This is a genomic window from Roseibium sediminis (assembly GCF_008711325.1).
GTDB lineage: Bacteria > Pseudomonadota > Alphaproteobacteria > Rhizobiales > Stappiaceae > Roseibium > Roseibium sediminis.
Window position 1 is genome coordinate 20,548 of the sequence record NZ_VXDB01000020.1, and the last position, 26,718, is coordinate 47,265.

Annotated in this window: 26 protein-coding genes and 1 tRNA gene; 11 read left to right on the forward strand and 16 right to left on the reverse strand. The window is 57.6% G+C overall.

Going from position 1 to position 26,718, the window contains the following annotated elements; genetic code table 11:
- Positions 1–102 precede the first annotated feature (102 nt).
- The gene (locus F0155_RS17840) at positions 103–624 is read left to right on the forward strand and encodes a L,D-transpeptidase (protein WP_150525912.1); all 522 of its coding nucleotides are present in this window, start codon (positions 103–105) and stop codon (positions 622–624) included.
- 207 nt (positions 625–831) lie between these two features.
- Here F0155_RS17840 and F0155_RS24055 read toward each other — a convergent pair whose 3' ends face one another.
- Complete coding sequence (locus F0155_RS24055) at positions 832–954, reverse strand: hypothetical protein (protein WP_280177010.1); 123 nt, start codon at positions 952–954, stop codon at positions 832–834.
- A gap of 180 nt (positions 955–1,134) precedes the next feature.
- Between F0155_RS24055 and F0155_RS17845 the strand changes: the two genes are divergently transcribed.
- Positions 1,135–1,671 carry a P-loop nucleotide/nucleoside kinase family protein gene (locus tag F0155_RS17845; protein ID WP_161599832.1) on the forward strand — a complete coding sequence of 179 codons (537 nt, stop codon included), beginning with the start codon at positions 1,135–1,137 and terminating at the stop codon, positions 1,669–1,671.
- Between the two features lie 77 nt (positions 1,672–1,748).
- Here the strand turns inward: F0155_RS17845 and F0155_RS17850 are convergent, their stop codons facing one another.
- The 3 genes from F0155_RS17850 to ftrA all read right to left on the reverse strand — a co-directional run bounded on the left by F0155_RS17850 (position 1,749) and on the right by ftrA (position 5,083).
- Positions 1,749–2,978: a vWA domain-containing protein gene (locus F0155_RS17850; protein WP_150525914.1), complete on the reverse strand. Its 1,230-nt coding sequence runs from the start codon at positions 2,976–2,978 to the stop codon at positions 1,749–1,751.
- Complete coding sequence (locus tag F0155_RS17855; protein WP_150525915.1) at positions 2,979–3,926, reverse strand: AAA family ATPase; 948 nt, start codon at positions 3,924–3,926, stop codon at positions 2,979–2,981. It lies immediately after the preceding gene.
- 149 nt (positions 3,927–4,075) lie between these two features.
- Positions 4,076–5,083, reverse strand: coding sequence for a transcriptional regulator FtrA (gene ftrA, locus F0155_RS17860; protein WP_192913839.1), 1,008 nt, complete (start codon positions 5,081–5,083; stop codon positions 4,076–4,078).
- 71 nt (positions 5,084–5,154) lie between these two features.
- Between ftrA and F0155_RS17865 the strand changes: the two genes are divergently transcribed.
- The 3 genes from F0155_RS17865 (at position 5,155) to F0155_RS17875 (ending at position 6,467) form a co-directional block, all read left to right on the forward strand.
- Positions 5,155–5,556, forward strand: coding sequence for a rhodanese-like domain-containing protein (locus F0155_RS17865; RefSeq protein ID WP_150525916.1), 402 nt, complete (start codon positions 5,155–5,157; stop codon positions 5,554–5,556).
- Positions 5,557–5,675: 119 nt separating this feature from the next.
- On the forward strand, positions 5,676–6,038 hold the full coding sequence (locus F0155_RS17870; protein ID WP_150525917.1) for a cytochrome c: 363 nt from the start codon (positions 5,676–5,678) through the stop codon (positions 6,036–6,038).
- Positions 6,039–6,194: 156 nt separating this feature from the next.
- On the forward strand, positions 6,195–6,467 hold the full coding sequence (locus tag F0155_RS17875; protein ID WP_150525918.1) for an usg protein: 273 nt from the start codon (positions 6,195–6,197) through the stop codon (positions 6,465–6,467).
- An 8-nt stretch (positions 6,468–6,475) separates the two neighbouring features.
- On the opposite strand, the gene F0155_RS17880 is transcribed toward F0155_RS17875, so the two are convergent.
- Positions 6,476–7,282 (reverse strand): tRNA1(Val) (adenine(37)-N6)-methyltransferase, encoded by an 807-nt coding sequence (locus F0155_RS17880; RefSeq protein ID WP_150525919.1) that lies wholly within the window; start codon positions 7,280–7,282, stop codon positions 6,476–6,478.
- Positions 7,283–7,295: 13 nt separating this feature from the next.
- Positions 7,296–7,535 (reverse strand): putative signal transducing protein, encoded by a 240-nt coding sequence (locus F0155_RS17885; protein ID WP_150525920.1) that lies wholly within the window; start codon positions 7,533–7,535, stop codon positions 7,296–7,298.
- A gap of 147 nt (positions 7,536–7,682) precedes the next feature.
- On the opposite strand from F0155_RS17885, the gene F0155_RS17890 reads away from it, so the two are divergent.
- Together F0155_RS17890 and F0155_RS17895 are read left to right on the forward strand one after the other, a co-directional pair.
- On the forward strand, positions 7,683–8,699 hold the full coding sequence (locus tag F0155_RS17890) for a polyprenyl synthetase family protein (protein ID WP_204934524.1): 1,017 nt from the start codon (positions 7,683–7,685) through the stop codon (positions 8,697–8,699).
- 190 nt (positions 8,700–8,889) lie between these two features.
- Positions 8,890–9,900 (forward strand): zinc transporter ZntB, encoded by a 1,011-nt coding sequence (locus tag F0155_RS17895; RefSeq protein ID WP_208999349.1) that lies wholly within the window; start codon positions 8,890–8,892, stop codon positions 9,898–9,900.
- 10 nt (positions 9,901–9,910) lie between these two features.
- Here F0155_RS17895 and F0155_RS17900 read toward each other — a convergent pair whose 3' ends face one another.
- Positions 9,911–10,792 (reverse strand): 4-(cytidine 5'-diphospho)-2-C-methyl-D-erythritol kinase, encoded by an 882-nt coding sequence (locus tag F0155_RS17900; RefSeq protein WP_150525921.1) that lies wholly within the window; start codon positions 10,790–10,792, stop codon positions 9,911–9,913.
- A gap of 8 nt (positions 10,793–10,800) precedes the next feature.
- Entirely contained in the window at positions 10,801–12,603 is a 1,803-nt protein-coding gene (locus F0155_RS17905; RefSeq protein ID WP_150525922.1) for a tetratricopeptide repeat protein, read from the reverse strand.
- A 309-nt stretch (positions 12,604–12,912) separates the two neighbouring features.
- Between F0155_RS17905 and ppdK the strand changes: the two genes are divergently transcribed.
- Both ppdK and F0155_RS17915 read left to right on the forward strand, forming a co-directional pair.
- On the forward strand, positions 12,913–15,582 hold the full coding sequence (gene ppdK, locus F0155_RS17910; RefSeq protein WP_150525923.1) for a pyruvate, phosphate dikinase: 2,670 nt from the start codon (positions 12,913–12,915) through the stop codon (positions 15,580–15,582).
- 43 nt (positions 15,583–15,625) lie between these two features.
- The gene (locus F0155_RS17915) at positions 15,626–16,585 is read left to right on the forward strand and encodes an ArgK/MeaB family GTPase (RefSeq protein WP_208999350.1); all 960 of its coding nucleotides are present in this window, start codon (positions 15,626–15,628) and stop codon (positions 16,583–16,585) included.
- A gap of 21 nt (positions 16,586–16,606) precedes the next feature.
- Here F0155_RS17915 and F0155_RS17920 read toward each other — a convergent pair whose 3' ends face one another.
- From F0155_RS17920 to map, 3 genes are all read right to left on the reverse strand, one after another.
- A complete protein-coding gene (locus tag F0155_RS17920) occupies positions 16,607–18,886 on the reverse strand; it encodes a bifunctional diguanylate cyclase/phosphodiesterase (RefSeq protein WP_150525925.1) in 2,280 nt (759 codons plus the stop codon).
- A 141-nt stretch (positions 18,887–19,027) separates the two neighbouring features.
- The gene (gene radC / locus F0155_RS17925) at positions 19,028–19,741 is read right to left on the reverse strand and encodes a RadC family protein (RefSeq protein WP_150525926.1); all 714 of its coding nucleotides are present in this window, start codon (positions 19,739–19,741) and stop codon (positions 19,028–19,030) included.
- 8 nt (positions 19,742–19,749) lie between these two features.
- Positions 19,750–20,583 carry a type I methionyl aminopeptidase gene (gene map, locus F0155_RS17930; protein ID WP_150525927.1) on the reverse strand — a complete coding sequence of 278 codons (834 nt, stop codon included), beginning with the start codon at positions 20,581–20,583 and terminating at the stop codon, positions 19,750–19,752.
- 207 nt (positions 20,584–20,790) lie between these two features.
- On the opposite strand from map, the gene F0155_RS17935 reads away from it, so the two are divergent.
- Together F0155_RS17935 and F0155_RS17940 are read left to right on the forward strand one after the other, a co-directional pair.
- Positions 20,791–20,875: transfer RNA gene (locus F0155_RS17935), tRNA-Leu, on the forward strand.
- A gap of 48 nt (positions 20,876–20,923) precedes the next feature.
- Positions 20,924–21,697, forward strand: a complete 774-nt coding sequence (locus F0155_RS17940) for an HNH endonuclease (RefSeq protein WP_161599833.1) — start codon at positions 20,924–20,926, stop codon at positions 21,695–21,697.
- A 59-nt stretch (positions 21,698–21,756) separates the two neighbouring features.
- Here F0155_RS17940 and F0155_RS17945 read toward each other — a convergent pair whose 3' ends face one another.
- The 5 genes from F0155_RS17945 to F0155_RS17965 all read right to left on the reverse strand — a co-directional run bounded on the left by F0155_RS17945 (position 21,757) and on the right by F0155_RS17965 (position 26,656).
- Positions 21,757–22,107, reverse strand: a complete 351-nt coding sequence (locus F0155_RS17945; protein ID WP_161599834.1) for a M48 family metalloprotease — start codon at positions 22,105–22,107, stop codon at positions 21,757–21,759.
- A gap of 31 nt (positions 22,108–22,138) precedes the next feature.
- Positions 22,139–22,924 carry a hypothetical protein gene (locus tag F0155_RS17950; protein ID WP_150525930.1) on the reverse strand — a complete coding sequence of 262 codons (786 nt, stop codon included), beginning with the start codon at positions 22,922–22,924 and terminating at the stop codon, positions 22,139–22,141.
- A gap of 39 nt (positions 22,925–22,963) precedes the next feature.
- Positions 22,964–24,034, reverse strand: coding sequence for a D-alanine--D-alanine ligase family protein (locus tag F0155_RS17955; protein ID WP_204934526.1), 1,071 nt, complete (start codon positions 24,032–24,034; stop codon positions 22,964–22,966).
- A gap of 511 nt (positions 24,035–24,545) precedes the next feature.
- Positions 24,546–25,607 (reverse strand): M48 family metallopeptidase, encoded by a 1,062-nt coding sequence (locus tag F0155_RS17960; RefSeq protein ID WP_150525931.1) that lies wholly within the window; start codon positions 25,605–25,607, stop codon positions 24,546–24,548.
- The gene (locus F0155_RS17965; RefSeq protein ID WP_150525932.1) at positions 25,607–26,656 is read right to left on the reverse strand and encodes a YjgN family protein; all 1,050 of its coding nucleotides are present in this window, start codon (positions 26,654–26,656) and stop codon (positions 25,607–25,609) included. Before F0155_RS17965 ends, F0155_RS17960 begins: the two co-directional genes overlap by 1 nt.
- Positions 26,657–26,718: the final 62 nt, after the last annotated feature.

Below are 26,718 nucleotides of genomic sequence, written 5' to 3' on the forward strand. Positions count from 1 at the left end.
TAAGCACAAACCTTAACCAAGCCTTAAGAAAATCGCTCGAATGCCTTTAGGTGGGCGGGCGCATGATGTAAAACTCCCCGAACAACAGGGTGGAGAAAGGTCATGCGTATCAAGGCCTTATCGTTAACTATAGCGTTTTTGAGCATTGTCGTCGGACTGCTCGGATCAGCCATGCCGTCTCAGGCTGCCGAACTTGTCGGCTTTCACGACCAAAGGTTTCGTCCGGGCACCATCGTGATCCGCAATTCCGAGCGGCGGCTTTATCTGGTGCTGCGCGGTGGTCAGGCGATCCGCTACAAGGTCGCCGTTGGCAAACCGGCCAAGGCTTGGACAGGGCAGGCGCAGATTGTCGGCAAGCATCTTCGGCCAGATTGGTCACCGTCTGCAGAAGTGCGCCGGGATTTCCCGCATCTGCCTGCTGTCATTCGCGGCGGCGCGCCTAACAACCCGATGGGCGTTGCGGCCATGACGCTTTCCAACGGCAATTACGCCATTCACGGAACCAACCGACCGGGCTCTATCGGACGAGCGGTGTCCTATGGCTGCATTCGCATGGCCAACCACGACATATCCGATCTGTTTCAACGGGTTGGCGTGCGCACTCCGGTCATTGCGCTTCCGTAATCCGGCACTCATTTGCCTGCGACAGACCTGCCGCAGGGACCGGATGTCGCATTTACTTGCGTCATGATGAAAGTACTCTGATTGCGACTTGGGCAGGCAACTCCAGATGCCGTTTGCCCGACAGTCCGCGGTGATGGCTCCTCCTTATCATCACCTGCCATGTGCCTGATCCCCGGTGTACCCCCAAAGCACCGGGGCAGGTGTTTTTCACTTACAAGAGGTCGATGCTTCCAGCCACGTCTTCGGATCGGTGGCAATTGTCTTGCCGGATTTTGTGCCGAGTGCGGCAAAGAGGTCTTCGATGGCGTTGAGCGAATGGGGTCGGTGCATTGTTTAGGTGCTGCGATGTCAGTGGTAGAGGAACAAATACTCCCCCGACTTAACAGGTCGCAGTTGCAACAACTCAATCAAATGAGACAATCTAGGTATTGATCTGGTTTACCGCCTTGTCTTGGCGTGAAGCTCCCCCAGCATGATACAGATTATCCCGCTATTGGATGGAAATTTGAATTGTCACATGTCGTAATCATCAATGGTCCTGCAGGGGTGGGAAAAACCACTATTTCATTCAAGCTGGCAGAAATGCTCCCGGGGACGATTAATATTTCGGGCGATGCCATTCGATGGTTTGCGCCACTCGATGTTGGTCAATACCTCGGCCCCGGCTCAACCTACCGCGCCGGAGCGTCTTTGACATCGGCATATCTAAGAATGGGAGCACCGCGAATAATTTTCGATTATGTCTTTGATGCTGCAGAAAAGATCTCGAGATTTTGCCGATGGCTTCCTCCGGATACCCCGATCTACCTCTTCACGATCTGGGCACCTATTGAAGTCGTCATCGAAAGAGTCGCCACTCGCGAAGGCCGAGAACCATTAGGAGACTTAACGATACAGACTTACCGTGAAGTCGAACGCAATCTACGATTTCTTGGGTGCACGGTTCAAAACACCGCATCCCCGGAAGCCGCAGCCTCCGAGATTTTTGCAAAAATCGCCGAAACCGAAGGCGCACCCGCTGCTGGATTTGCCCGTAATGCATCCTGAACCAAGTTATTTGAGAGTATCCGTCGGGCTCTAAAGTCGAGATTTGAGTTTCTGTTGGTGTCTCCACCAAAACTTCGTTAGTTCGCTTCCAACCACTTCTTTGGATCGGCCGCCAGCGTCTTGCCTGACTTTGCCCCGAGTGCGGCAACAAGGTCTTCGATGGCGTTGAGAGAGTGGGCGGCGCGGAATTCGTCTACATGGGGCAGCATGGCGCGGATGCCCTTGGCCTTTGCCTCAAAACCGTCAAACCGCAGCAGCGGGTTGAGCCAGATGAGACGGCGGCAGGAGCGGTGGAGGCGATCCATTTCCCGCTCCAGGTCCTCGTCCGTGTCCCGTTCCAGACCGTCGGTGATGAGCAAAACGGTCGGATTGCCGGAGAGAACCCGCCGCGACCAGACGCGGTTGAACTCGTGCAGGGCGGTGGCAATGCGGGTGCCGCCGGACCAGTCTTCAACGCCGGAACTGCAGGCCATCAGGGCTTCGTCCGGGTCTTTCATGCGCAACTGACGGGTGACATTGGTCAGCCGTGTTCCAAACAGGAACGTGTGAACGTCACGCCGCTCGGCCATCACGCCATGCATGAAGTGCAGCAGCAGGCGGGTGTATTGGCTCATGGAGCCGGAAATGTCGCACAGCGCCACAATGGGCGGGCGCTTCTCGATGGGTTTTCGGAATTTCAGGTCGATGATATCGCCGCCCGCACGCAGCGAAGCGCGCAAGGTTCTGCGGGGATCGATCTTGCCGCGTGTTGAGGGAGCGAGGCGGCGCTGCCTGATCTTGTCCATCGGCAGGGTGAGATTGCGAAGCGCGATCTTCGCCTCGGCCACCTCTTCCACGGTCATCTGCGCAAAGTCCTTGGCCTGCAGAAGTTCCTTGCCGGAAACGGTGAAGGTGGCATCCACTTCCACCTGCGGCTTGGTCTGCTCGCTCTGGCGCTCCTGCACGGACTGGAAGGCTTGCGAAATGCGGGTTTGGCCTGCCTTTGGCTTTTCCGGTTCGCCGCGCGGTGGGGCGACAGGAGACAGGATTGCCAGCATTTTTTCAATCAGGCCGCGGCTTTGCCAATAGATGTTGAAGGCTTCATCAAAGAGCACGCGGTGCTCGCGCTTGCGCACGAAGACCGAATGGAGTGTCCAGTAAAGGTCCTCACGGTTGCGAATGCCGGATACCTCGACCGCGCGCACGGCGTCGACCACGGTGGAGGGGCCTGCGGGCAGACCCGCTTTGCGCAGGGTGCGGGCAAAATAGACGATATTGTCGACAATCCGGCTGTCGGAAGCCGACAGGGATGCGGCTGCCGGGCTCATCTATCGGCCTGCGGAGCCAATGGCCGTCTGGGCGCGGGCCGTGTCCTTGCGAATGTCGTCGACCATCTGGCGCACCTTTGAACCGCGCACCCGCTCGATATCGTCCTGATACTTCAAGAGAACGCCGAGCGTGTCGGAGGCCATATCCGGATCAAGGGCAATCTCGTTGAGTTCGCTGAGGGCCGTCGCCCAATCGAGCGTTTCGGCGACACCCGGCTGTTTGAAGAGATCTTCCTCGGTGCGCAGTTTCTGCACAAAGGCGACGACTTCGGCGGCAAGGCGTTCCGGTGCGCCGGGTACCTTCTTGCGCACGATTTCCAGCTCCCGCTCGGCGCTTGGATAATCCACCCAGTGATAGAGGCAGCGGCGTTTCAGGGCGTCATGGATTTCGCGGGTGCGGTTGGTGGTGATGATCACGATGGGCGGCTCATCCGCCTTTACGGTGCCAAGCTCCGGGATCGTCACCTGGCTGTCGGCCAGAACTTCCAGAAGAAAGGCTTCAAAGGCTTCATCGGCGCGGTCGAGCTCATCGATCAGGAAGACAGGCGGTCCCTTCGGCGAGGGTTCCAATGCCTGCAGGACCGGGCGCTTGATGAGGAAGCGCTCATCGAAGATCGATCTGGAGAGGTCGCCGTGATCGGTGTTTCCGGCTGCTTCCGAAACCCGGATTTCCACCATTTGCGCGGCATAGTTCCACTCGTAGACGGCGGAGCTTACATCCAGTCCTTCATAGCATTGCAGGCGGATCAGGTCGCGACCCAGCGTCTCGGAGAGGACCTTGGCGATCTCGGTCTTGCCGACACCGGCTTCCCCTTCCAGAAACAGCGGGCGTTTCATCCTGAGCGACAGGTGCAGCACGGTCGCAAGAGCCCGGTCAGCCACGTATCCGGCGCTTTCCAGCAGCGCGAGCGTTTCTTCGATCGTGCCGGGAAGGGGCTGTGCGGTCATGGGAACTCCTGAAACCTGATGGGCGAATGGTGATGCGGCTCGTTTCTTCTACCAATATAGGCAGAAGCGGGGAGAGGAAAGGCACCGCTCCGGCTTGTCAGTCTGCCCGATTCCGGATGCCGCGTGCCACTGGACCTTCGGCCATGTTTTCAGGCGACTACCCGTCTGAACTTCGCACGATAAGCTGCCGGGCTGGTTCCCAGTTGCTTCTGGAAGTGATGGCGCAAGGTTGCGGCTGTGCCAAAGCCGGTCCGGTGTGCCAGATCCTCAAGGGGCAGGGACGTTTCTTCCAGCAGGTCCTTTGCCTTTTGCAGGCGCTGAAGTGTCAACCAGCGGGCGGGCGCGCTTCCGGTCGCATCCTCGAACCGGCGCAGGAACGTGCGGCGACTCATGCCGACACGTTCCGCCAGAGCGTCAATCGGATGGTCTTTTGAGAGGTTTTCCTGCAGATAATCAAAAAGGGGTCCAAGCCGGCCGGCTTCGTGAACGGGGGAGACTGCCTTGTCGATGAACTGGGCCTGCCCGCCTTCGCGGTGTGGCGGCACGACCAATCGCCGTGCCACGCTATTGGCAGCTTTCGGGCCAAAATCCTTGCGGACCAGATGCAGGCAAAGGTCGATCCCGGCAGCGCTGCCAGCAGACGTCAGGATCTGGCCATTATCGGTATAGAGCACGTTCGGAACCACATTGACGCCCGGATATCGCTGGCGCAGTTGGTCCTCGTAGCGCCAGTGGGTCGTAACATTGAGGCCGCGAAGCAGACCCGCCTCGGCTAAAAGAAAGACCCCGGAGCAGATGGTCAGGAACCGGCTGCCACGTTCATGCGCTTGCACTAGTGCCTCCAGCAGAGACCGGGGAACAGGTGCATCCAGACCGCGCCAGCCCGGAAGCAGGATGGTGCCGGCGGAGTGCAACAGCTCAAGCCCGCCGTCGGCCTGAAAAGTCAGGCCGGCCGAGGTCCGCATCGTCCCTTCGTCGCTGGCAGCAACGCCATAGCTGTACCAGGTGTTCCCCATTTCCGGTCGTGGCAGGCCGAAGATTTCATAGCCAATGCCAAATTCGAACAGGCACAGCCCGTCATAGGCGAGCGAGACGACCTTGCGATTGGCCGGATGGGAGGAGGCAATCTTTGGCATGATGTTGATGATATATGTCATTCATGCCAGCGGACGCAAGAATTCCATCTGGCTAGGGTTAGCTCAGTTCAAAGCCAACCGGGAGATCCCCAATGAGTTATGTCACCGACCACCCAGCCGCGTCTTCGGAAGTCGCCCTTGCTCATTTTTCGGCAAGACTGTCTCTGGAAACGGATTGTGCAGATGTTCACGCAGCCTGTGAGTCCGGCGATGTTGACTTCGTGTTGCTTCACGTTGTTGGCGCGCCTGCGATGTTTGCAAAGCGTCACATCCCGGGAGCAATTCATCTTCCCCATCGGGACATGACTGCGAAACGGATGGCTGAGTGGCCGATGGACACGTTGTTCGTCGTTTATTGTGCCGGTCCGCATTGCAATGGTGCCGACCGCGCGGCCGTTCGCCTCGCCAGCCTCGGTCGCCCGGTCAAGATCATGATCGGTGGCATCACCGGTTGGGAAGACGAGGGTTTTGCCTTTGCGGGTGCCGCGCAGTGAAATCTGGTGCAGGGGCAAACGGGACTGGAGCATTCCGCTTCATTCCCTTTCATTGGTTTTGTTAATCGTTTTCCATTAGACCCCAAAACCGGTATAAACCCGCCAAAGGGGAGTGGTGGATGAGAATCGCGATTCTGGGCGTTGTCGCCGTTGTCTTGGCTGGCGGGTATTACTTTTATGCGCAGCAACAGCAGGCCCCTGCCGCTGCTCCATATCCGAGCGATCAGGCGAGCCTTACCCAGGGCCAGGAAATTGCCGAGATCATGTGCGGGCTTTGCCATGCAACGGGCACCAGCGGTGCGAGCCCTATGGCCGAAGCCCCGGCCTTCCGCGATCTGTCGAAGCGCTATCCCATTGAGCATCTCGAAGAAGGTCTGGCTGAAGGACTGGTCGCCGGTCACGACCAGATGCCGGAAGTGGAATTCGAGCCTGAGGAAATCGATGCGTTTCTCGGCTATCTTGCCTCCATACAGGTGAACTGACTTCCGTCCTGCGGCGACCTGCAGTCTGGCAGCACTCTATTTGGGTTGCTGCCAACTCATTCAAATCAAACGATTAATCCGCTTTGTTCATGCTTGATTAACCAGATCGGCCTGACACTTTTCCTTTAGGTCAACCCGGAGGAAAGTGAGGAGATCATGGAAGTAAGTTCTGATTTTCGCCGTCGTATTCTGGGCTATGGGCTGCTGACGGCTGAAATACTGTATCGAATGCCGGACCATCCCAAGCTGCTGCAGAGTTTCCTGTGGCAGACCGAGGACATGGCCCCGCATTTCCCGGAGCTGAACAAGTTTCTGAAATTCTGGGAGCGCGAGATCGAGGGACGCATTCACGCGGTGCGGATTGCCCATCAGGATCTGCTTGAACCCGTGGATTATCGCTACGCGAAGGGTGAGATCCAGCTGCACTGATCGGCAAGTTATCGCCGTGACTTCAGGCCGAGCCCGGCGCCATCGCGCATGACGGCGCGGGCTTCATCGACGAAATTCGACCCTTCGCCCTGATGCAGGACAAAACCGGGCAGGAGCTGGAGCGGTGCCTTGCTGGCGCGAATGCCGCGCAGGAGCACCCGCGTTGCCGGTGCTCCCGGCCTTGGATAAAGCGGCACGATATCCAGGGCTCCGAAGCGGCTGGAGAGAACGTCCAGTATTTCCCGAAGTCCATCGGCGCGGAAAATCATCGTCAGGCTGCCGCCCTCGCGCACGATGTCTGTGGCCGTCTTGGCCCACGGTTCCAGCCCCCGTTCATCCAGCATATGGGCTCCGGCCTTGTCGGTTTTTGGGGAGGCGCGGAAACGATCCGCCTCATAATAGGGCGGGTTCATGATGACATGATCGGCAAAGCCCGGTGTCAGACCGGCGGCATGGCGCACGGTGCCCTTGGCCGTAATGTCGGCTTCCAGCACATTTATACGTGAAGAGAACCTTGCATTTTCAGGGTCTTGAAGTCCGTGGCGGGCAAGGTCGAGCGCGACCTTGTCGATATCGACCAGCGTGACCGTGATGTTTTCGAGCCGTGTGGCTGCACACATGCCGGCGGTTCCAACGCCAGACCCCATGTCCACCACATGCCCTGTCGTGTCATCGGGCAGGGCGGCGGCCAGATAGACCGCATCGAGGCCTGCGCGGTGGCGACCGCTTGCTGGCTGGTAGACATGAACCTTGCCCCCGAGAAAGGCATCCCGTGTGGTTTCAACAATCGGATCAGGGGACAGGGTGTTTGTCATCGATGGGCACGCCTCATTCGCCCGTTGGGCGCTCTGCGGGCAGTTCGTGGCCCAAACCGGCATCGGTGACAATCCGTCGCGCCTTGATGATCTGGTCGGAGTCCACCAGCACCCGTCTCGGGATCATGGCAAGTGACCCCTCAAGGATACTCATGTTGCCGTCTGCGATGAAATGCGCGATCCGGGCCTCATCCAGCAATGATTCCAAAAAGGAAATCAGGACCGGGTCATTTGTGCGGAGAAGTTCTTCCATGCCTTTCGAAACCATACCTTTCAGCATTTTTCAATCACGGATGCAGGGGAAGGATGTCAAATGAACGGTTTGTCAATGAATTGCTCCCTTGCCCAAGCGCTTTGAGCGCCATATTGTCCGCTCAACTAGATCAAAGGAGTGCCATTCGTGGCGGTAGTCGCATCTGTGAAAAAATCCAAGACCCCACAGCCGAGCATCGAGGCGCTGGTCGACCTCGTCTCGGGCGGCATGGAAGAGGTCAACAAGCTGATCCTGTCAAAGGCAGGCTCGAATGTCGAACTGATCCCTGAAATCGCACGGCACCTGATTTCCTCCGGCGGGAAGCGCTTGCGCCCGATGCTCACACTCGCCTTTGCCGACATGTTCGGCTATCGCGGCGACGGGCATGTGGTTCTGGCTGCCTCCGTGGAATTCATGCATACCGCAACGCTGCTGCACGACGATGTGGTGGACGAAAGCGACATGCGCCGCGGCAAGCTGGCGGCCCGCAAGCTCTGGGGCAATCAGGCCAGTGTTCTGGTCGGCGACTACCTGCTCGGTCAATCCTTCAAGATGATGGTGGATGTGGGCTCGCTGGAAGCCTTGCGCATTCTCTCTGAAGCGTCGGCCATCATCGCAGAAGGCGAAGTGATGCAGCTTGGGGCTGCCCAGAACATCGCCACGACGGAAGAGCAGTATCTGAAGGTCATTGAGGCGAAGACGGCAGCCCTTTTTGCTGCCGCAGCCGAGGTTGGCCCGGTCATTGCCGATCAGGATGCATCGATGAAGGCAGCTGCCCGCACCTATGGTCTGGAACTCGGCTTTGCCTTCCAGATGGTGGACGATGCACTGGATTACGGTGGATCAAGCGCTGACCTTGGCAAGGACGTTGGTGACGATTTCCGCGAAGGCAAGATCACGCTTCCGGTGGTTCTTTCGATCAAGCGCGGGACCGATCAGGAGCGGGCCTTCTGGAGCCGCTGCCTTGAGGAAAACGACATTCGCGACGGCGACCTTGATCAGGCGATTGCCCTGATGAAGAAGTATGACGCGATTTCCGACACGGTTCAGCGGGCGCGGGATTACGGCGCGAATGCCCTTGGCGCACTCGACCAGTTGCCCGACGGCCCTTACCGGGACGCGCTGGCGGATGCGGTTGCTTTCTGCATTGCCCGGGTGAGCTGAAGCAGATCGCATTTCCACCGGTTTTTCAGGCCGTTGCGCTGGCCTTCTCACCGGTATTGCCTTCGCATATCCTTTTCGGAAAGGCGACGTGGGGTGACTCCTGCCGCGCTCGGCTCAATGCCGGACCGGCGAGGTCATCCTATGCATCAGGCTGCTGCGCAGATGCGGCATGGAAAATGGCGGTCCATTGATGAACCAACAGGCAAGTGTCCCACCCAACAATGCCCCTTATCCGGACATGTTCGCGCTTGTGTGCGACGGAAGTGGGACGTCCCATGATTGCGCTCCGGGTGAATTGCCTGAAGAGCAATTATCGGGATCTGAAACGGCTTTCCGCTGGGTGCATCTTCATCGCGACAATCCGGAAACGATCGAATGGCTGCGGGGACAGGGGATCGACAGCCTTGTTCTTGAAGCGCTGCTCGCCGAGGAAACCCGCCCGCGCTGTACCGTGCATGGTGACGGCGTAATCCTGATCCTGCGCGGAGTGAACCTCAATCCGGGAGCTGAACCGGAAGATATGGTTTCCGTTCGCCTGTGGATCGACCAAAGCGGCGTGATTGGCATCTGGCGCAGACCGCTCATGGCGGTGCGTGACCTTCTGGATGATGCCAACCGGCATAACGCGCCCCATTCACCGGGCGATCTGGTGGCAAAACTGGCGTTGCGACTGGCAGACCGGGCGGAGCCGCTGATCGCCACCTTGAATGAACAGCTGGATGATCTGGAAGAAGCGGTCCTGGACGAAACAGTGGATCTTTCGCGCGGTCCTCTGGCCCGCATTCGGCGCATGGCGATCGTGCTTCGACGTTTCATGTTCCCCCAGCGCGATGCCTTGACGACGCTGGAAATCGAAAGCCTGAGCTGGCTCACGGATCGGGATCGCAGCCGGATCCGGGAGGCTGCCGACCGGATCACGCGTCTTGGAGAAGAGCTTGATGCCATTCGGGACAGGGCACAGGTCGTGCACGATCAGGTTCTGGACAAGCGATCGGAGACCATGAACCGCCGCATGCTGGTTCTGGCCGTAGCCACCGCCTTCTTCCTGCCTCTTGGGCTGCTGACCGGCCTGTTAGGGATCAATGTCGGTGGAATACCCGGCGCCGATGTGAAATGGGCCTTTGGCGCCGTGTGCGGGCTGATCGTGGTTATTGGCGCCGTTCAGTATTGGCTGTTCAGGCATTTCGACCTGATGCGCTAGCTGCTTCCTGTCAGGCCAGGGTTCCGGCTTGGATCCACCAGTTTGGCCGGGCTGCCTTCAGCTTGAGACCGGCGGCAGTTTCTTGTCCCTTTACGCACAAGGCAAGGCAAGTCGCTCCGGAGCCGGACATGCGTGCAAATACAACACCCGGCAGCTTTTCCAGAGTGTCGAGAACAACGCCAATTTCCGGGCAAATCGAGATGGCAGGGGCCTGAAGGTCGTTGCGTGTTTGCTGCAACCACGCGCAAAAGACCTCAAGGTCTGCAAAAGACTGAGGAGCTTCCGGCATTGGCGAATTGGTCTTGTTCGTCAAGGCCTTGAAGACGGCAGGAGTTGAAACGGCAAGGCCCGGATTGACGAGGAGTATGCCGCAGTCCGGCATGTTCGGCGCAGCTTGAAGCTGCTCGCCGATGCCGCGCATGAGAGCTGGGCGAGAGGCAAGGCAGACCGGAACATCTGCTCCAAGGGGAAGGGCGATCTCTTCCAGTTCACGTTCCTCAAGACCAAGCGCCAGCTCTTCGTTCATGAGGCGAAGAGCGGCAGCGGCATCGGAGGAACCGCCACCGATCCCTGACGCGATGGGCAGGGTCTTTTCAAGAGTGAAATGCAGAGGGCCGAGTTCCCGTCCAGTCCGTTGTTCCAGCGCCTTGCGCGCCTTGAGGACCAGATTGTTGTCGCTGTCCGAAGCAAGGCCTTCGCCAAACGGGCCCTTGATTTCCAGCCCGTCGGCAGATCCAGCGGTCATTGTCAGCCGGTCGCCGATCTTGGGGAAGACCACAAGCGAGTCCAGAAGATGATATCCATCGCCCCGCTGGCCGGTGACATGCAGGCTCAAATTGACCTTGGCCCGGGCAAGCTGCGTCGCCGGAGCCTTGTTTTCAGGGGCAGTCATGGAATGGATCAGCCGCCGTTCTTGTCGCTATCAGCCTTGGCTGCATCCGTTGCCGGTGTTTCAGGCAGACCGTTGGCAATCTTGTCCAGGATCTTGGGCAGCTCTTCCTCGGTCGGCTCCAGATCGCGGGCATGGTTCCACTGGAAACGGGCTTCCAGACGACGCCCGACTTTCCAGTAGGCATCACCAAGATGGTCGTTGATCACCGGGTCTGCCGGGCGCAGCTGCACGGCGCGTTCCAGCTCCTTGACGGCTTCTTCAAAGCGGCCAAGCCGGTAGTAGACCCAGCCAAGACTGTCGACGATGTAGCCGTCATTCGGGCGCAGCTCGACAGCCTTCTGGATCATGCCGAGGGCTTCATCGAGTTTCAGGCCCTGATCAACCAGAGAATAGCCGAGATAGTTCAGAACCAGCGGCTGGTCCGGGTTCAGTTCCAGAGCCTTTCTGAGATCGGCCTCCGAGGCTTCCCATTTCTTCTGGCGCTCCAGACAGATGCCGCGGAAATAGAACAGCAGCCAGTCTTCCGGCTTTACCTCCGCAAGCCCGTCGATGCCTTCGGAATAGACCTTCTCGGCTTCCTCGAATTTCTCGTGTGAACGCAGGACATTGCCGAGGGTCAGGATCGCCTCGACGTCCTTCGGATCTTCGCTGATCAGGGCGCGCAGATGTTCGCGGGCCTGATCGAGCTGTTCCAGCGCATTGTAGTTCAGGCCGATCTGAACCTCGGCATCGCGCTTCAAAGTGCCGTCCGCGGGAACCAGGCTGAGAACTTCAATCGCCTTTGCGGGCTGCTCAAGCCGCTCATAGATGCCGCCAAGGGCAACAGCGGCGAACTCGGCATTCGGATCAAGGTGCAGGGCGAGGCGCAGATACGCCATCGACAGTTCTTCCCCGCCATCGCGACCGATCGCTGAACCGATCCCAAAGAGGATTTCTGCAATTCCTTCCGCCGGATCGACAATCAGCGGCGGGATCGGGGCATTGCCCGCGATCTTGTCGCGCGTGTCGGTCAGCAGCGGATGACCGTTCATCAGCTTGTTGTATTCGTCCAGAACCTTGAGCGCCTCGTCCTTCTGGCCATTGGCCGCAAGAATGCGCGCATAGGCATTGACGATGCGGATCGCGCCGCCGTCTGCCTTGAAGGCGGCGTTGATGTGTTCGAGCGCTGCCTCATTTTGCCCGGCGGCAAAGGCGATCATCGCCATGTGCGAGCGCTTGAAGGGCTCGAACCACTCCGGGCCGGTCAGGCCGTTGATCTGCTTCAGGGCGTCCTCGACCTTGCCGGTGCCGTAAAGCGCCCAGCCGCGGGAAATTCCGGTGGAAAGGTCGGCCAGTGGTCCGGAAACCGGCAGACCATAGAGGCGTTCAGCTTCCGCATAGTCGCCGGCCAGCAACGATTCGCTGCCCAGAACCAGGTTGCTGAGGAAGTTGTCCTTGCCGCGATCTGCTATCACCTGAGCATAGTGGATCGCTTCCACCAGCTCTCCGTTGGCGAGCTTCAGGCGGAAGGTGCGCTCCAGCAACTGATCATTGGAACTGTCGGCATTGAGCGCTTCCTGAAAGAAGGCGGCTGCAGCTGCAAAGTCATTGTTGAAGTCTGCAATCCGGCCCGAAAGATAGCTGCCGGACAAGGTGATCGGCAGGTCTGGCGGGGTGCCCTGATACTGTTCTGCGGCGGTCAGTTCACCGGGATTTGCCTCGGCAAGGGCAGGGGCGGACAGGGCCATGAACGCAACACTTGCCAACGCGGCTTGTCTCCATTTTCCGCCAGGGAGACAGGTGCGAAAGAAAGCGCTGGGTGTGTCGGTCATGGCACCTCACAAAAAGGATCGGAAACTCGCAAGCTATATGTTCGCCCGACAATGGCTGCATTAAGGCCTTGCGGCAAGTTTCCAGAAGGCGGACCTGGCGAGTTTTGCAGTGACAAATCAACAAATTTGCCGTGATCTCTCTCACCGGCAGACAAGTTGGGTCATTGGGGCGACTTGTCGCAATTTCGTCATGTAGAGGGTATTCGACGAAAAAAGGCCTTGCAGCTGCTGGCCTGCCATAGCAGGAATGTGCAGTGCAATATTTGCAGCTCGCCGTTACCATCAACGGGCGTCAAAGGGGGAGTACTGATGACCAAGTGGGTCTTCAATTTCGGCAATGGTTCTGCAGAAGGTTCTGCAAACATGAAGAACCTGTTGGGTGGCAAGGGAGCCAACCTGGCCGAGATGAGCAGCCTGGGACTGCCGGTTCCGCCCGGCTTCACCATCACCACTGAGGTCTGCACCTGGTATTACGAGAACGGCAAGGCCTATCCGACCGAGCTGAAGGGGCAGGTGGAAGAGGCTCTTGATAAGGTGGGAGCGGCCACCGGACGCAAGTTCGGCGATGCGGTCAGCCCGCTTCTGGTCTCGGTTCGCTCTGGCGCGCGGGTCTCCATGCCGGGCATGATGGACACGGTCCTGAACCTTGGTCTCAACGACGAGACAGTGAAAGCCATTGGCGCTTCTTCCGGCGACATGCGCTTTGCCTATGACAGCTACCGCCGCTTCATCCAGATGTATGCCGACGTCGTTCTGGGCGTCGACCATCACGAGTTCGAGGAAGTTCTGGAAGATCACAAGGACCGGAACGAACTGTCCCTTGATACCGAGATTTCGGCGGACGACTGGATCAAGATCATCGAGGAATTCAAGGCAATCGTCGAGCGCGAGCTGGAAAGACCGTTCCCGCAGGATCCGCACGAGCAGCTTTGGGGCGCCATCGGCGCCGTGTTCGGATCCTGGGAAACGCCACGGGCGAAAACCTATCGCCGCCTTCACGAGATCCCGGGTGACTGGGGCACGGCGGTGAATGTTCAGGCCATGGTGTTCGGCAACATGGGCGAAACATCCGCCACCGGCGTTGCCTTCACCCGTAATCCGTCGACCGGCGAAAAGGCGCTTTATGGCGAGTTTCTTGTAAACGCGCAGGGCGAAGACGTCGTTGCCGGTATCCGGACGCCGCAGGACATTACCGAAAAGGCCCGCAAGGAAGCAGGGTCCAGCAAGGCGTCTCTCGAAGCGCTGATGCCAGAAGCCTTTGCCGAGTTCCAGACCTACTGCGACAGGCTTGAAGCGCATTATCGCGACATGCAGGACCTGGAGTTCACCATCGAGCAGGGCAAGCTCTGGATGCTGCAGACCCGCTCGGGCAAGCGGACCGCAAAGGCGGCGCTCAAGATCGCCGTGGACATGGCAGCTGAAGGCCTGATCACGCAGGAGGAGGCGGTGGGCCGCGTCGAGCCGGGCGCGCTTGACCAGCTTCTGCACCCCACGATCGACCCCAAGGCCAAGCGCGATATCGTTGCGACCGGTCTTCCGGCTTCTCCGGGGGCAGCCTCCGGCGCCATCGTCTTCACGTCCGATGAAGCCGAAGAGGCAAAGGCAGCCGGTCGCCCGGTCATTCTGGTGCGTGTTGAAACCAGCCCGGAAGATATTCACGGCATGCATGCAGCCGAAGGCATTCTTACAAGCCGCGGCGGCATGACCAGCCACGCGGCAGTGGTGGCGCGCGGCATGGGCAAGCCGTGCGTTTCGGGCGCGGGCATGCTGCGCATCGATTATCGCAATGGCACTGTGACAGCCGCTGGCCGTGTTCTGAACAAGGGCGACATCATCACCATTGATGGTGCGACAGGTCAGGTTCTGGCTGGTCAGGTTGCCATGCTGCAGCCGACCTTGTCGGGCGACTTTGGCACCTTGATGGGCTGGGCGGATGGCGTGCGCCGCATGAAGGTGCGCACCAACGCTGAAACGCCTGCAGATGCACGGGTGGCCCGAGAGTTCGGAGCCGAAGGCATCGGCCTGTGCCGTACGGAGCACATGTTCTTTGACGGTGAGCGCATCGTCGCCGTGCGCGAGATGATCCTTGCCGAAACCGAGGATGGCCGCCGTGCGGCGCTCGCCAAACTGCTGCCAATGCAGCGCAAGGATTTCACTGAAATCTTTGAAATCATGAAGGGACTTCCGGTCACGATCCGCCTTCTTGACCCGCCGCTGCATGAGTTCCTGCCGAAAACGGATGAGGAACTGGCAGATGTTGCCAAGGCAATGAACGTTGACGCGGCAAAGCTGCGTGAACGGGCGCTCGATCTGGAAGAATTCAACCCGATGCTTGGTCATCGTGGCTGCCGTCTGCTGGTGTCCTATCCGGAAATTGCCGAAATGCAGGCGCGTGCCATCTTCGAGGCAGCTGTTGAAGCTGCGAAGGTGACGGGAGCGCCGGTTGTTCCGGAAGTCATGGTGCCGCTGGTTGGTCTCAAGGGCGAACTTGATCTGGTGCGCGCCCGCATCGAGGCCATGGCAGAAGCCGTTGCCAGCGAGACGGGAACGAAGATCGACTATCAGGTCGGAACCATGGTGGAACTGCCGCGTGCTGCCCTGCAAGGCGCGGAGATCGCCAAGTCCGCCGAGTTCTTCTCCTTCGGTACCAACGATCTGACCCAGACCACGTTCGGCATTTCCCGCGATGATGCGGCGTCGTTCCTCGGAACCTATCAGCAGAAGGGCCTGATCGAGCAGGACCCGTTTGTGTCGCTGGATCAGGATGGGGTTGGCGAGCTGGTCAAGATCGGTGCGGAACGCGGTCGTTCGACCCGCCCGGACATCAAACTGGGCATTTGTGGTGAACATGGCGGTGACCCGTCATCGATCCACTTCTGCGAAAGCGTTGATCTGGACTATGTGTCCTGTTCGCCGTTCCGCGTCCCGATTGCCCGTCTTGCGGCGGCACAGGCAACCCTTCGCCGCTCGAAGGGCTGAGCGATACGTCGGCATGATCGTGAGTGCATCAGGGGAGGGACATTTGGTTCGTGAGTTTCCATCCCTTGATGATCTTCGTGCGGGCGGGAAGAGAGTGCTGTCGCGCGTTCTTTCCCGACTGGAAACCGACTGGGGAACGCCGGAACTGGCGGTGTTCCTCGATCATGCCGCGGTCTCGGCAAGCGCGCATGTTCTTGGACTGACCGGGCCGCCCGGCGTTGGCAAGTCGACCCTGATCGATGCCTTGATCCGGGCCTTCCGGCAACGCGGGGAGCGCGTCTGCGTTCTTGCCATTGACCCCTCATCCCGTTTTACCGGCGGCGCGCTTCTTGGCGACCGAACCCGGTTCCAGACCGACCCGGACGACATGGACGTGTTCGTGCGCTCCATGGCAGCACGCGACCGGTTGGGTGGTCTCTCTGATCATGCCATGGCGGCCATTGCGGTTCTTCGGGCTGTGTGTGACCGGGTGATCGTGGAATCCGTTGGCATTGGTCAATCCGAAAGCGATCTCGCTCAGGCGGCTGACACGGTTGTCCTGTGCATCCAGCCCGGTTCCGGCGACAGCCTTCAGTTCATGAAGGCAGGGGTGATGGAATTGCCTGATGTTGTTGCCGTCACCAAATCGGACATGGGGCCCGTTGCCCGTCGCGCTGCAGCCGACGTTGCCGGGGCTCTGTCACTCTTTCGCGGCCGGGACGATGGTTGGAAAGTGCCTGTGTGCGAGCTTTCGGCAAAAGATGGCCACAACATCGACGCTCTGCTGGAGAACCTGCAGCGGCACGCGGACTTTCTGCTCGAAGATGACCGGCTGAGTACGCAGCGCCTATCGCAGCAGGATCACTGGTTTCAGGACATGGTTCGGGTTGCCTATGGTCAGGTCGGCTTGTCGCTGGTCCTGTCATCTGAGGGGCCGTTTGCAGGACGCCTGAAACCCGACAACCGGCGCCCGTTCACGACGTTTCATGAAGCATCAAACCTGCTTTCTAGCCGTTTGGGCTGATGCCTATGGCATGATCTGCGCTCAGGCTGACTGCCTTTTGGGCGCAGGCAGGGACGGGGTGTCATCCATGGCGGCCTGCAGCTCATAGTCTTCCAGATAATTGGTGAGCGCTTTTGCGTCGAGCGGCCTTGCGATGTGGTAGCCCTGCATGCGGTGACAGCCGAGACCGCGCAAGAATGTGAACTGCTCTTCGTTCTCGATGCCTTCTGCAACGATTGTCATCCCCAGCACATGACCAAGCTGGATCATGATGGACAGGATGTCTCGTGCTTCCCGGCCATCGTGGATCGATCCGGTGAAGTCGCGATCGATCTTCAGCGTGTCGAAGGGGAAGCGGCGCAGGTAACTCAGGCTTGAGTAACCGGACCCGAAATCGTCCAGCGCAATTTTGACGCCGAGTTCCTTCAACCGGGTGAGCGTGTCCAGATTGACCTTGTCGCGGCCAAGGAACACGGATTCCGTGACCTCGATTTCGAGACGGCTGGGCGGGAAGTCGTTCTTTTGCAGCGTGTCGATCAGGCGCTCTACGAAACGCGGATGCTTGAACTGGTTTGGCGAGACATTCACCGAGACCACGACATCGGACCAGTTGATCGCGTCCTTGCAAGCCCGATTAAGCACCCAGAACCCGATTTCGTTGATCAAACCGGTTTCTTCAGCGATCGGGATGAAGACGGATGGTGGCACCGGGGTGCCGTTGATCGGTATCCAGCGAACCAGTGCCTCAATGGCGACAATCCGGCGATTGACCGCCTCGCACTGGGGCTGATAGGCGATTTGCAACTCGTCGTTTTCCAGCGTCTTGCGAAGGTCTCTCGACAGCTGGTCACGGGTGCGAACGTGGTCTTCCATCGACGGGTTGAAGAACGACCACCGCCCGCGCCCTTCAGACTTGGCTTCATAAAGCGCAATGTCCGCTTTTCGCAGCAGTTCGCCGGTCTGTGTTCCGTCATGCGGGGCAACGGCGACGCCCATGGACATGCCCACATGCAGGGCATTGGTGCCGATCTTGATCGGCTTGGCGAGGCTGTCCTGCACCTGTTTCAGGATATGCTCGATCCACTCCCTGTCGTGTGCTTCGGGCAAGAGAAGTGCAAATTCGTCGCCGCTGATGCGGGAAACCGTGCCGGAGGAGGAAATCACGTCGCTCACCCGCTTCGCCACGGTGCGGATCACTTCATCGCCCGCAGCATGGCCAAGCGTGTCGTTGATGTCCTTGAACCGATCAAGATCGATATAGACCACCGCCGTACCATAACTTGCCGGGCTGCGGTCCACCAGTGCAGTAGAAACGAGGGTGCGGAAATTCTCGCGGTTTGGCAGTCCGGACAAGGCATCGTGGGAGGCTGCATGACGTGCGTTGCTCTCACTCTTGGACAGGCGGCGCGTTGCCTGGCGGGTGAAATCAACGACACCAAGCGTCAGGCCGAGAATTGAAATCGCCAGAATGGCGAAGATCGGCAGAATGCGGTTGAGCATCTCCGAACCCGGTTCGGTCGGCGTCCAGTGCAGTTCGCCAATCGTTTTGCCGTTCGGTGCGCGCAAGGCAATGAAACTGCCGGTATGTTCATGCTCTTCATGAGCAGGTTCCACCGAAATATCGCGCAGGCCGGAGATCTTGGTGAAGACGTCCAATACCAGCTTGTTGATCGGGCGGACATTGACCAGAACGACGGGGGGCCTGCGGTTCGCGGTGATGATCTGCGTTTCCGGCACAATCGCGGACGCGCTGAACATGTATGGGCGACCGGCAATGCTGATGATCGAGGTTTCGAAGATCGACCTGTCGTTGATGCGGTAGTTCGGGCTGAAACGGTAGAGCCCGGAGCCCGTGCGCACGAAGGAATTGATGAAGCGGGCGCGAACCTTGGCGACCGCGCTTCTTGTCTGGTCCTTTACGTCATCGTTCAGCCAGTCGTGATGATTGTCCGAGGAATAACTGAAGGTCGGTTCCATATCGCGGCCGATCAGGGCGGTCTTGGTGAAACCGTGGTTCTGGAGTTGCCAGATGGCCAGGTTCTGCTCCAGCCACGCCTGATCGAGAAACGGTCCTGCTGTCTTGTAGAAGGCCTTGTCCCACACAACAGTGCCGATCTGTTGCTTAGCCATTTGCTCAAGCTTCAGTTCCAGCGCACCGGACAGCAATTGCCGCTCGCTCTGTTCAGCCGAATTGTCGGTCACGTTCGATGACCAGATCATCAGACCGAAAACGCTGAGCAGCGAGATGATTATGACTGCAAACATGGGCAGGATGATCGCGTTTGCGATCTGGCCTCCGGAGCGCCCCGTTTGTGGTTTCATACGTGTAGTTTCCTCAAGTCAATCGAGGAAACCTTCTCACAAACGTATTAAGGAATGCCGGACAAGAGTGGTTAAGGAAGCGAAAACATAAGTCGAAGCAAAAGCTTACGTAGCGTCATAATTTTCTTCTATCGAATATTATCAAATAAGCTGCATACCGCGAAAACTGACATGGGCACCGCGTGCAACAATGATGTGGTCGTGAATTTCGATGCCCAGCGGCTTGGCGATGTCAATCAGCTGGCGGGTCATCTGAATGTCGGCACGCGAAGGGGTCGGGTCGCCGGAAGGGTGGTTATGAACCAGCACAAGAGCGGTTGATTGCAGTTCCAGCGCCCGGCGGATCACCTCGCGCGGATAGACCGGCGTGTGGTCCACCGTGCCCTGTTGCTGGACTTCGTCAGCGATGAGGCCGTTCTTCTTGTCCAGAAAGAGGATGCGGAATTGTTCGATGGTCAGATGCCCCATGGCGTTCTGCACATGCGCGATCACCTTCGACCAGCTGTCGAGCAGCGGGCGGTCCTTGATGTCCTCGCGGTTGGCGCGGATCGTGGCTGCATGGACGGCATGCAGAGTGTCGACGGCGACATCGCCAATGCCGCTGACTTCCTTCAGCCGGGCGCGCGGCGCACCCAGCACGCCGGAAAATGTGCCGAACCTCGCCAGCAGCTCCTTGGCGACTTTCTTGGTGTCGCGGCGAGGCAGCGCGGAAAACAGCAGCAGTTCCAGCAGCTCATAGTCGGGAAGGGCGGTTTCGCCCGTCAATCTAAACCTTTCCCGCAATCGTTCCCTGTGACCGGCCAGGTCGTTGGATTTTACTGGTGTTTCTTCAAATCCGGGAAACTGGCCTGCCATGGAACTCCTTAAGGGGTGTGGGAGAAGCCGGGCATGTGCAGCCCGCCCGGCGAGGTGGTGAAGATCTGGCAGCCCTCTGGCGTAATGCCAATGGAATGCTCGAACTGCGCGGAAAGCGAGCGGTCGCGTGTCACCGCAGTCCAGCCATCGCTCAGCACTTTCACATGCGGGCGGCCCAGATTGACCATCGGCTCAATGGTGAAGATCATTCCCGGCTTCAGCTCAACCCCTTCGCCGGGGCGGCCATAATGCAGGATGTTTGGCGTGTCGTGGAACAAAAGGCCAAGGCCGTGGCCGCAGAAATCGCGCACGACAGAGCAGCGTTCGGCTTCCACATAGGACTGAATGGCCGCGCCGATGTCGCCGGTCGTATTGCCGGGCTTGGCTGCCGCAATGCCGCGCATGAGGGATTCGTAGGTCACCTCGATCAGGCGTTCGGCGGCACGCTTGATCTGGCCGACCGGATACATGCGGCTGGAATCGCCATGCCAGCCATCGAGGATCAGCGTCACGTCGATGTTGACGATATCGCCCTCGCGCATCGGCTTGTCATTGGGAATGCCGTGACAGACCACATGGTTGATCGAGGTGCAGGACGATTTTGTATAGCCGCGATAGTTCAGCGTTGCCGGGATCGCGCCGTGGTCCATGCCGTATTCATAGACGAAATCGTCGATTTCCTTCGTCGTGACGCCGGGCTTGACCATGTCGGCCACCAGATCGAGGCATTTGGCCGTCAGCTGGCCGGCCTTCATCATGCCCTCGAAATCCTCCGGGCCGTAAAGGCGAACCTGTCCGGTGTTTTTCAGCGGGGCTTCGGCAGCATCGATGTAGGAGACCATTGTTTCTTAGCGTTCCGGTGTTCTGGACGGGGCCTGCCTGAAAGCATGATGGGGGCGTGGCACATCCGGTTTGTCCCTGTTCCCTTATGAGATACAAAGCTCTCCGCCAGATTTCCAGTGCCTCATTGGAAAAGTCATAGGAAAGTGCATGCCCCATGCCAAAGGTTCTTGCGAAACGCCCCTCCAGAGGCTAGGCAAGGGCCCATTGCGGACGTGGCGAAATTGGTAGACGCAAGGGACTTAAAATCCCTCGACTTCGGTCATACGGGTTCGATTCCCGTCGTCCGCACCAAAGATGTTTCAATGTCATTTTTCTTTCGTATTTTCATGCAGAGCAATCATGGCCTCACAATTGCAAGAAGTGTCGACTACTGATCTTTATTATATTTGCCAGATCGTCGATAGCGTAACAACATCTCCTCGGGCGTATCTCCGAAAACTCGAAGATGTTTTCGGAGATATGTCCTCATCTAACTTAGTTAGAAAATTTCCTAAATGGACCTGTTTCCACATGTTTATAGAGGAAGTAATATCGAGTGTGATCTTTGAGGATGCAGAGCAAGCGCTCATAAAGCCGGGAAAATATTGGATTGATCACCTTTTGAAATCTAATAATTTTGATTATCCGGCTCCCCCTTTCTCTGAGTTTTCTGTGTATGAGGGATATGAGTATTTGGAAAAACTGCAGGAGAACGAGCTTATTGATCGGGTTTGTGAAGACATCTGCAAACAGGTTTTTCATGTTTTGTTTTCAAATCGCAGGACGCTGACTGCTTTTGGATGCCTTGTGGGTGACTATGTCTTAAATACGTCTTCGGCTTTCGTTCCTGATGCATTTAATGACAAAGGCTTTCTCCGAAGAGCATCGATCCCAACTTGGGCAAAGAGTGCGGTATTTCACCGAGATAAGGGACGGTGCGTTCTTTGCAAGGTAGATTTAACGAGACAATTTAGTCAGAAGGCAAAAATTCATTATGACCACATTGTTCCTCTGGCACGTGGAGGGATGAACTGTGTCACGAACCTCCAACTAACTTGTTCTGGGTGTAATACTTCGAAGGGTGGTCGTTCTTCGAGAACCTCTCACGAATATGAATCTTGGTATGATTACTAAGTTGGATATCTTGTAATAAAAATTCGACAGATTTTCTCATCAACAAAAGTCCCGAAATCTCAATACCTGTTCTCTTCAATAAAAGCGTCGCTGCGGTCGATGCGGTCCTTGTTGAGCGGGTGGATTGAGAGCCATTCGCTGTCGGTTTCGCTGTCTGGCGCAAGGTCCTCAAGGGTGGCGAAGAAGCGTTTGAGGCCTTTGGGGTCGTAGCCTGCATTGCTCATCAGGGCGAAGCCGAAATTATCGGCGGAGTGGTTCCGGTTGCGGCGATGGGGCGGTGACTGGCGACGCGTGGCCTTTGGAGCGATCCGGCTTGCTGTCGGCAGGCGGGTAATATCAAACTGGGTCAGACAGGTTCGTACCTTTTGAGATTGGTATAGGGAACGCGTGAGGACCAGGTGCGGTCCCAAGGCAGAGCCTTGGGATATGCTTTGGAAGGGATCAGAACAAAATGCAGCTGTTCTGGTCCTTTTTGTAAGGCTTGTCGCACACCCAATCGCTGCCGGTGTAGTCCAGATGGGCATTGTCGGGGACTTCCACAGCGGTGCAGGCGTTTTCGGTCGCGTTGTACCCGCGGTCGCATTTCCAGCCAGTTCCGTAGGCCGAATCTGTCAGATAGGCGTTTTGCGGCACGTCTATCGCAACGCATTCGTCTTCGATTGCGCGAAATCCGCGATTGCATCTCCAGCCCGGGTCATAGGTTTCTTCAGTGAAATAGGCGTTGGCGGGGACACGGACCTCCACGCATTTGTCGTCCTTTGCGCGAAAGCCCCGGTTGCAGCTCCAGCCACGCCCATAGGCCGTTCCAACCAGATAGCCATTCTCGGGAACATCAATGGCGACACAGTCATCCCCAACGTCCTGAAATCCACGGTCGCATTTCCATCCATACCTGTTGCCGGTGTCAGACAGGAACCCGTTCTCGGGCAGTTGAATTTCCAGGCAGGCATCGTCTTTCCGCCTGTAGCCGCGGCCACATTCCCAGCGATCGCCTGAAGCATTCAGGAAGGCATGTTCGGGGATGTCGATGAGAACGCAGGCGCTGTTGACGTTTCGGTAGCCCCGATTGCACTCCCATCCATCTCCATAGTTCTTTGCATAGGAATTGTCGGGCAGGGAGGAGCTTGTGTCGGCTTGCGCCCTTGCCATGTTCGGACCCATCGCCCAGAGGGAGAAGAAAATCAGAAAGCAGAACCGGATGAAGCACTTCTCTTTGAGTATATTCAATAACCTATTCCCTGTTTCTTGAGTTTGTGGAGCCTGCTGTCAGGATGGGGTCAGGGACCCTGGTGAAGGCAGCAGTCCGACGGTTCTCCCCACAGGGAGCGCTACGTTGGAGTTGTCGGCTATTGCAGGTTCGCTTGGAGCGGTGGCTGTGCCACGTTTCTTTCTATTGATTGCGCCTTGAATTATCAGCCTGACGACTTCGTCGTAGCTGAAGCCGCTGTGGATCTCGAAAGCACGGGGGAAATAGCTGGATCGCGGCGTCATGCCCGGCACCAGATTGGCTTCCATAAAGTGGCATTTGCCGTGATTGTCCATTTTGATGTCGATGCGGGCGTAGTCCCGGGCGCCAATCGCGAGGAAGGATTTGCGCGCCATTTCCGCAACTTCAAGCAAAGTCCCGGTCCTGGTTATTTCTGCCAGCTTCTCATTGTTGAGCGTTTTTGTTTTAGCGCTCAGTATTCGTCTACCCTCGACAATTGGGGGAATGATTTCAATCGGGGCGAGGACCAGATCACGACTTCCCTGAATGATGGAAACGGTGAACTCCCGACCGTTCAGATAGTCCTCTACCAAAGCAGGCTCGCAATAGGTGTCGCTGAGGGCCTGTATCTTGGCCTGATATTCCTCGAAGTTGCTGACCACAGAATCTGAATCAATGCCGTTGCCGTTTGCAGCGCTCAAAGGCTTTACAAACAAGGGGTAGGAAAGGGGGAGTTCGTCTTCAACCGTGTAATCCCCTGGAAGGGCAAGGAAGAACTTCGCAGTCTGAATTCCTCTCGATCTCACAAGCTCCTTTGCAGCGACCTTATTCGAGTCAAATAGCAGCTCCTTTTTTGCGCTGCCTGTATAGAAGATGGAGTGCTCTTCAAAGAAACTCGAAAGCCAGATTATCTTTCCAGTCTCCAGCTTTATGTATTTCGCTGCGAGCATGACGATGTCAGGTTTGCGTGCGCAAATTTTCTCCAGATCATCAATGGTTTCGCAGACGGTTACTGCGGCATTTCTGCCTGATCGTTCGAGTGCTTCCATAATCGCACTGCAGGCATTTGCGGTGCCCATTCCCGTTTCTTTCAAACAATCATTGGGCGTCGTAACGATTTCGATATTCAATTGGATAATCCCTAATAGCCGCATGTATTCCGGTGGATATACTTCGGCGCCAAGTAAAGTCGTGAATGTCAGGTTTGTAAGAGTCGTCGCCAGAACGTCGGGCCTGTATGGAAGTGGACGCGGCCAGGGCAACGGAAATACACTTGAAGACGAGATCAGGTCGTAGAGTTCTTTTGAGCGCGAAGGACCAAATCTGTCGGCACGATTGATGACTACGCATCGTGACGGATTTTAGCTGAAAGAACTCAAATGCAGGCTCGGGCCACAGGTCGGTCCAGCATCACATCGCACTTACCGAACTGCTCGGACAAGAGATTGAGTCGAAATGATGTAGTATTTCCATATGTAGCAATTAAGGTTATTGTGAGGCAGTTTGAGTTTCTGAAATACTAAATAGTGAAATTGGTGGCGAAATTACTGTATAATTGGCGTTGTTATTTTAAATATTTTCAAAAAGATTTATTCGAATATTTATAATTCAACTCGTATTTCGTGTGGGTAGATCGGTCTTTCAGTGTCTGTTCTCTTTAATAAAAGCGTCGATGCGGTCGATGCGGTCCTTGTTGAGGGGGTGGGTTGAGAGCCATTCGCTGTCGGTTTCGCTGTCTGGCGCAAGGTCCTCAAGGGTGGCGAAGAAGCGTTTGAGGCCTTTGGGGTCGTAGCCTGCATTACGCATCAGGGCAAGGCCGAAATCATCGGCGGAACGCTCGTGGGCGCGTGAGTGGGAGAGTTGCAGCAAGAGCTGGCCTTCAAAGAGGAAGTCCTCGAGGATAGGGCCGGTGTCACCGGCAATCAGCGCGACCAGAAAATAGACGGACAGCGAGCGATAAAGCTGCCTCAGTCCGTGGGCTTCCACCTTGTGACCGATCTCGTGGCCGAGCACACCGGAAAGCGCGTCGGGGTCTTCCTGAAACTGGCCGACGAGCGCATCTGTCATGACCAGCGTGCCACCGGGCAGGGCAAAGGCGTTGGGGCCAAGGCTCTCTGGAAACTTGCGGAACTGCAGGGTGAAGCCGGGTTGTTCTTCCGGGGGAAGGGCGTCCACCAGGGTCTTGAAGATGGTTTGCACCTTCGCCTGCAGGGGCGCGGAAAGCTGTGTTTCGTCAGCCAGCGTGGTGTCAATGGTTTGCATCGTGGCAACATCCATCGCGCTGGTGAGGCCGGGCGGCGTTGCGGCAACGGCCAGGGAGGCCAGAATGTCGAGGCCGTACTTCCACAGCAACCAGACGCAGAAGGCGGTGGCCGCAACTGCGATCAAAAGGCGGGGGCGCACGGCTTCCCAGCTACGCAGGGTGCGGCTGGAAAAGCTCTCATCCATGAGGGCTGTGACGTCATGATCCTCGGTCTGGAACAGCCAGCCGCCAGACAGCATCACGTTCACCGGGCCCGAGCCGACGACCGATCCAAGCTCCGCCTGCGCGCGCGGGCTGCGGGTCAGGATCGAGCGATCCGCGGAATTGAGCAGAAAGAGTTCGGGGCTGTTCGGGCGGCAGACAAGCTCTGCCTCGATCAGCTCTGAAGAACCGGGCGCGAACGCCCGGCCGGTTACCTTGGTTTTTCCTTCCGGAAGCATCAAAGGGCGATCCCCAGATCAATGCCTTCAATGTCGGAATAGGCATCACCGATCGCGCTGCTGTCGGCAATCATTTCGCCGTAGAACGCGTCGATGGAGCCATTTGGCTGTACGAATGTGTTTTCCGTCCAGTAGCGGTGCATGCGGACCTGTGTGTAGGGCAGCAGCAGGCCGAGGGAAAACACGACCATCAGCATGTTGCTGATGGTGAGGACCAGCACATCGAGCGGCGAGACGGTGGAGCGGAAGGCATGGCCCGCCAGCGTCATGTGGCCGTATACGTGATTGCGCAGCAAGGCATCATAAACGACGCGTGCGGCGGCAAAGCTCAGGATCAGGATGCCTATCGGAGCGAGAGCCTGCGGATTGTTGGCAATGGTGCGCACATCGTCAGCGGGGTTTTCGCCGAGGAGAAGCGGGCCGTCGGACAGGGCGAAGAAGATGGCAAAACCGATGGCAAAGACAACCACTGCGGAAATGGACGCCAGATAGAACGGGCCAACGCCACTGTCGAACTTGAAGCGGGTGCGCCCGAGCAGGTGACCGTTGATGCCGAAGCGATTCTTGGCCCGCGCCCAGAATGGCTGTGTGGTGTAAAGCGTGACACCCATCAGGATCGGGTAAAGCAGATAAACTTCATAGGCCTTGCCGGTTCTCTGATCGAAGTTGAACCGCACGTTGGACCAGCTGCTGTTGCGCGCGTTGAAGCGCGTGCTTCGCAGGATCAGGATCGGGACAATCGCAAACAGGACCAGCGAGAGAATGCCGCCCGCCAATGGGCTCGCCGCGTTTGCCATGTAGAAGATCACGAGGCCAGCAACCACGATAAGGCGGCCGATCAGAATCTGCTTCGGTGTGGCGTGGTAGTCGAAATTCCGGCCGGCAATATAGGTGTTTTGATAAAAGTACTTCTTGGTCCGGACCTTGGCCCATGCCGAGTAGATGCCAAGGGTGACGATTGACAGGAGGACGTTGGTGATCCAGATCCCGAACCACTCCTTTGCGTTACCTTTGAACTCGAACTGCTCGATGTTCTGGTAGGGCGTCATATAAAAATCTCCAGATTCTGTGCAATGGCAATCGTTTGGAGGAAGGTTTGCTTCGGGTCAAT

Coding starts and splice junctions, on each gene's coding strand:
- F0155_RS24055 (WP_280177010.1), bottom strand. CDS start 954: ATGCACCGACCCCATTCGCTCAACGCCATCGAAGACCTCTTTGCCGCA.
- F0155_RS17850 (WP_150525914.1), bottom strand. CDS start 2,978: ATGAGCCCGGCAGCCGCATCCCTGTCGGCTTCCGACAGCCGGATTGTC.
- F0155_RS17855 (WP_150525915.1), bottom strand. CDS start 3,926: ATGACCGCACAGCCCCTTCCCGGCACGATCGAAGAAACGCTCGCGCTG.
- F0155_RS17880 (WP_150525919.1), bottom strand. CDS start 7,282: ATGACAAACACCCTGTCCCCTGATCCGATTGTTGAAACCACACGGGAT.
- F0155_RS17870 (WP_150525917.1), top strand. CDS start 5,676: ATGAGAATCGCGATTCTGGGCGTTGTCGCCGTTGTCTTGGCTGGCGGG.
- F0155_RS17905 (WP_150525922.1), bottom strand. CDS start 12,603: ATGACCGACACACCCAGCGCTTTCTTTCGCACCTGTCTCCCTGGCGGA.
- F0155_RS17960 (WP_150525931.1), bottom strand. CDS start 25,607: ATGCTTCCGGAAGGAAAAACCAAGGTAACCGGCCGGGCGTTCGCGCCC.
- F0155_RS17895 (WP_208999349.1), top strand. CDS start 8,890: ATGAACCAACAGGCAAGTGTCCCACCCAACAATGCCCCTTATCCGGAC.
- F0155_RS17900 (WP_150525921.1), bottom strand. CDS start 10,792: ATGACTGCCCCTGAAAACAAGGCTCCGGCGACGCAGCTTGCCCGGGCC.
- F0155_RS17875 (WP_150525918.1), top strand. CDS start 6,195: ATGGAAGTAAGTTCTGATTTTCGCCGTCGTATTCTGGGCTATGGGCTG.
- F0155_RS17940 (WP_161599833.1), top strand. CDS start 20,924: ATGGCCTCACAATTGCAAGAAGTGTCGACTACTGATCTTTATTATATT.
- map (WP_150525927.1), bottom strand. CDS start 20,583: ATGGTCTCCTACATCGATGCTGCCGAAGCCCCGCTGAAAAACACCGGA.
- F0155_RS17920 (WP_150525925.1), bottom strand. CDS start 18,886: ATGAAACCACAAACGGGGCGCTCCGGAGGCCAGATCGCAAACGCGATC.
- F0155_RS17865 (WP_150525916.1), top strand. CDS start 5,155: ATGAGTTATGTCACCGACCACCCAGCCGCGTCTTCGGAAGTCGCCCTT.
- F0155_RS17885 (WP_150525920.1), bottom strand. CDS start 7,535: ATGGAAGAACTTCTCCGCACAAATGACCCGGTCCTGATTTCCTTTTTG.
- F0155_RS17840 (WP_150525912.1), top strand. CDS start 103: ATGCGTATCAAGGCCTTATCGTTAACTATAGCGTTTTTGAGCATTGTC.
- F0155_RS17965 (WP_150525932.1), bottom strand. CDS start 26,656: ATGACGCCCTACCAGAACATCGAGCAGTTCGAGTTCAAAGGTAACGCA.
- ftrA (WP_192913839.1), bottom strand. CDS start 5,083: ATGACATATATCATCAACATCATGCCAAAGATTGCCTCCTCCCATCCG.
- radC (WP_150525926.1), bottom strand. CDS start 19,741: ATGGCAGGCCAGTTTCCCGGATTTGAAGAAACACCAGTAAAATCCAAC.
- ppdK (WP_150525923.1), top strand. CDS start 12,913: ATGACCAAGTGGGTCTTCAATTTCGGCAATGGTTCTGCAGAAGGTTCT.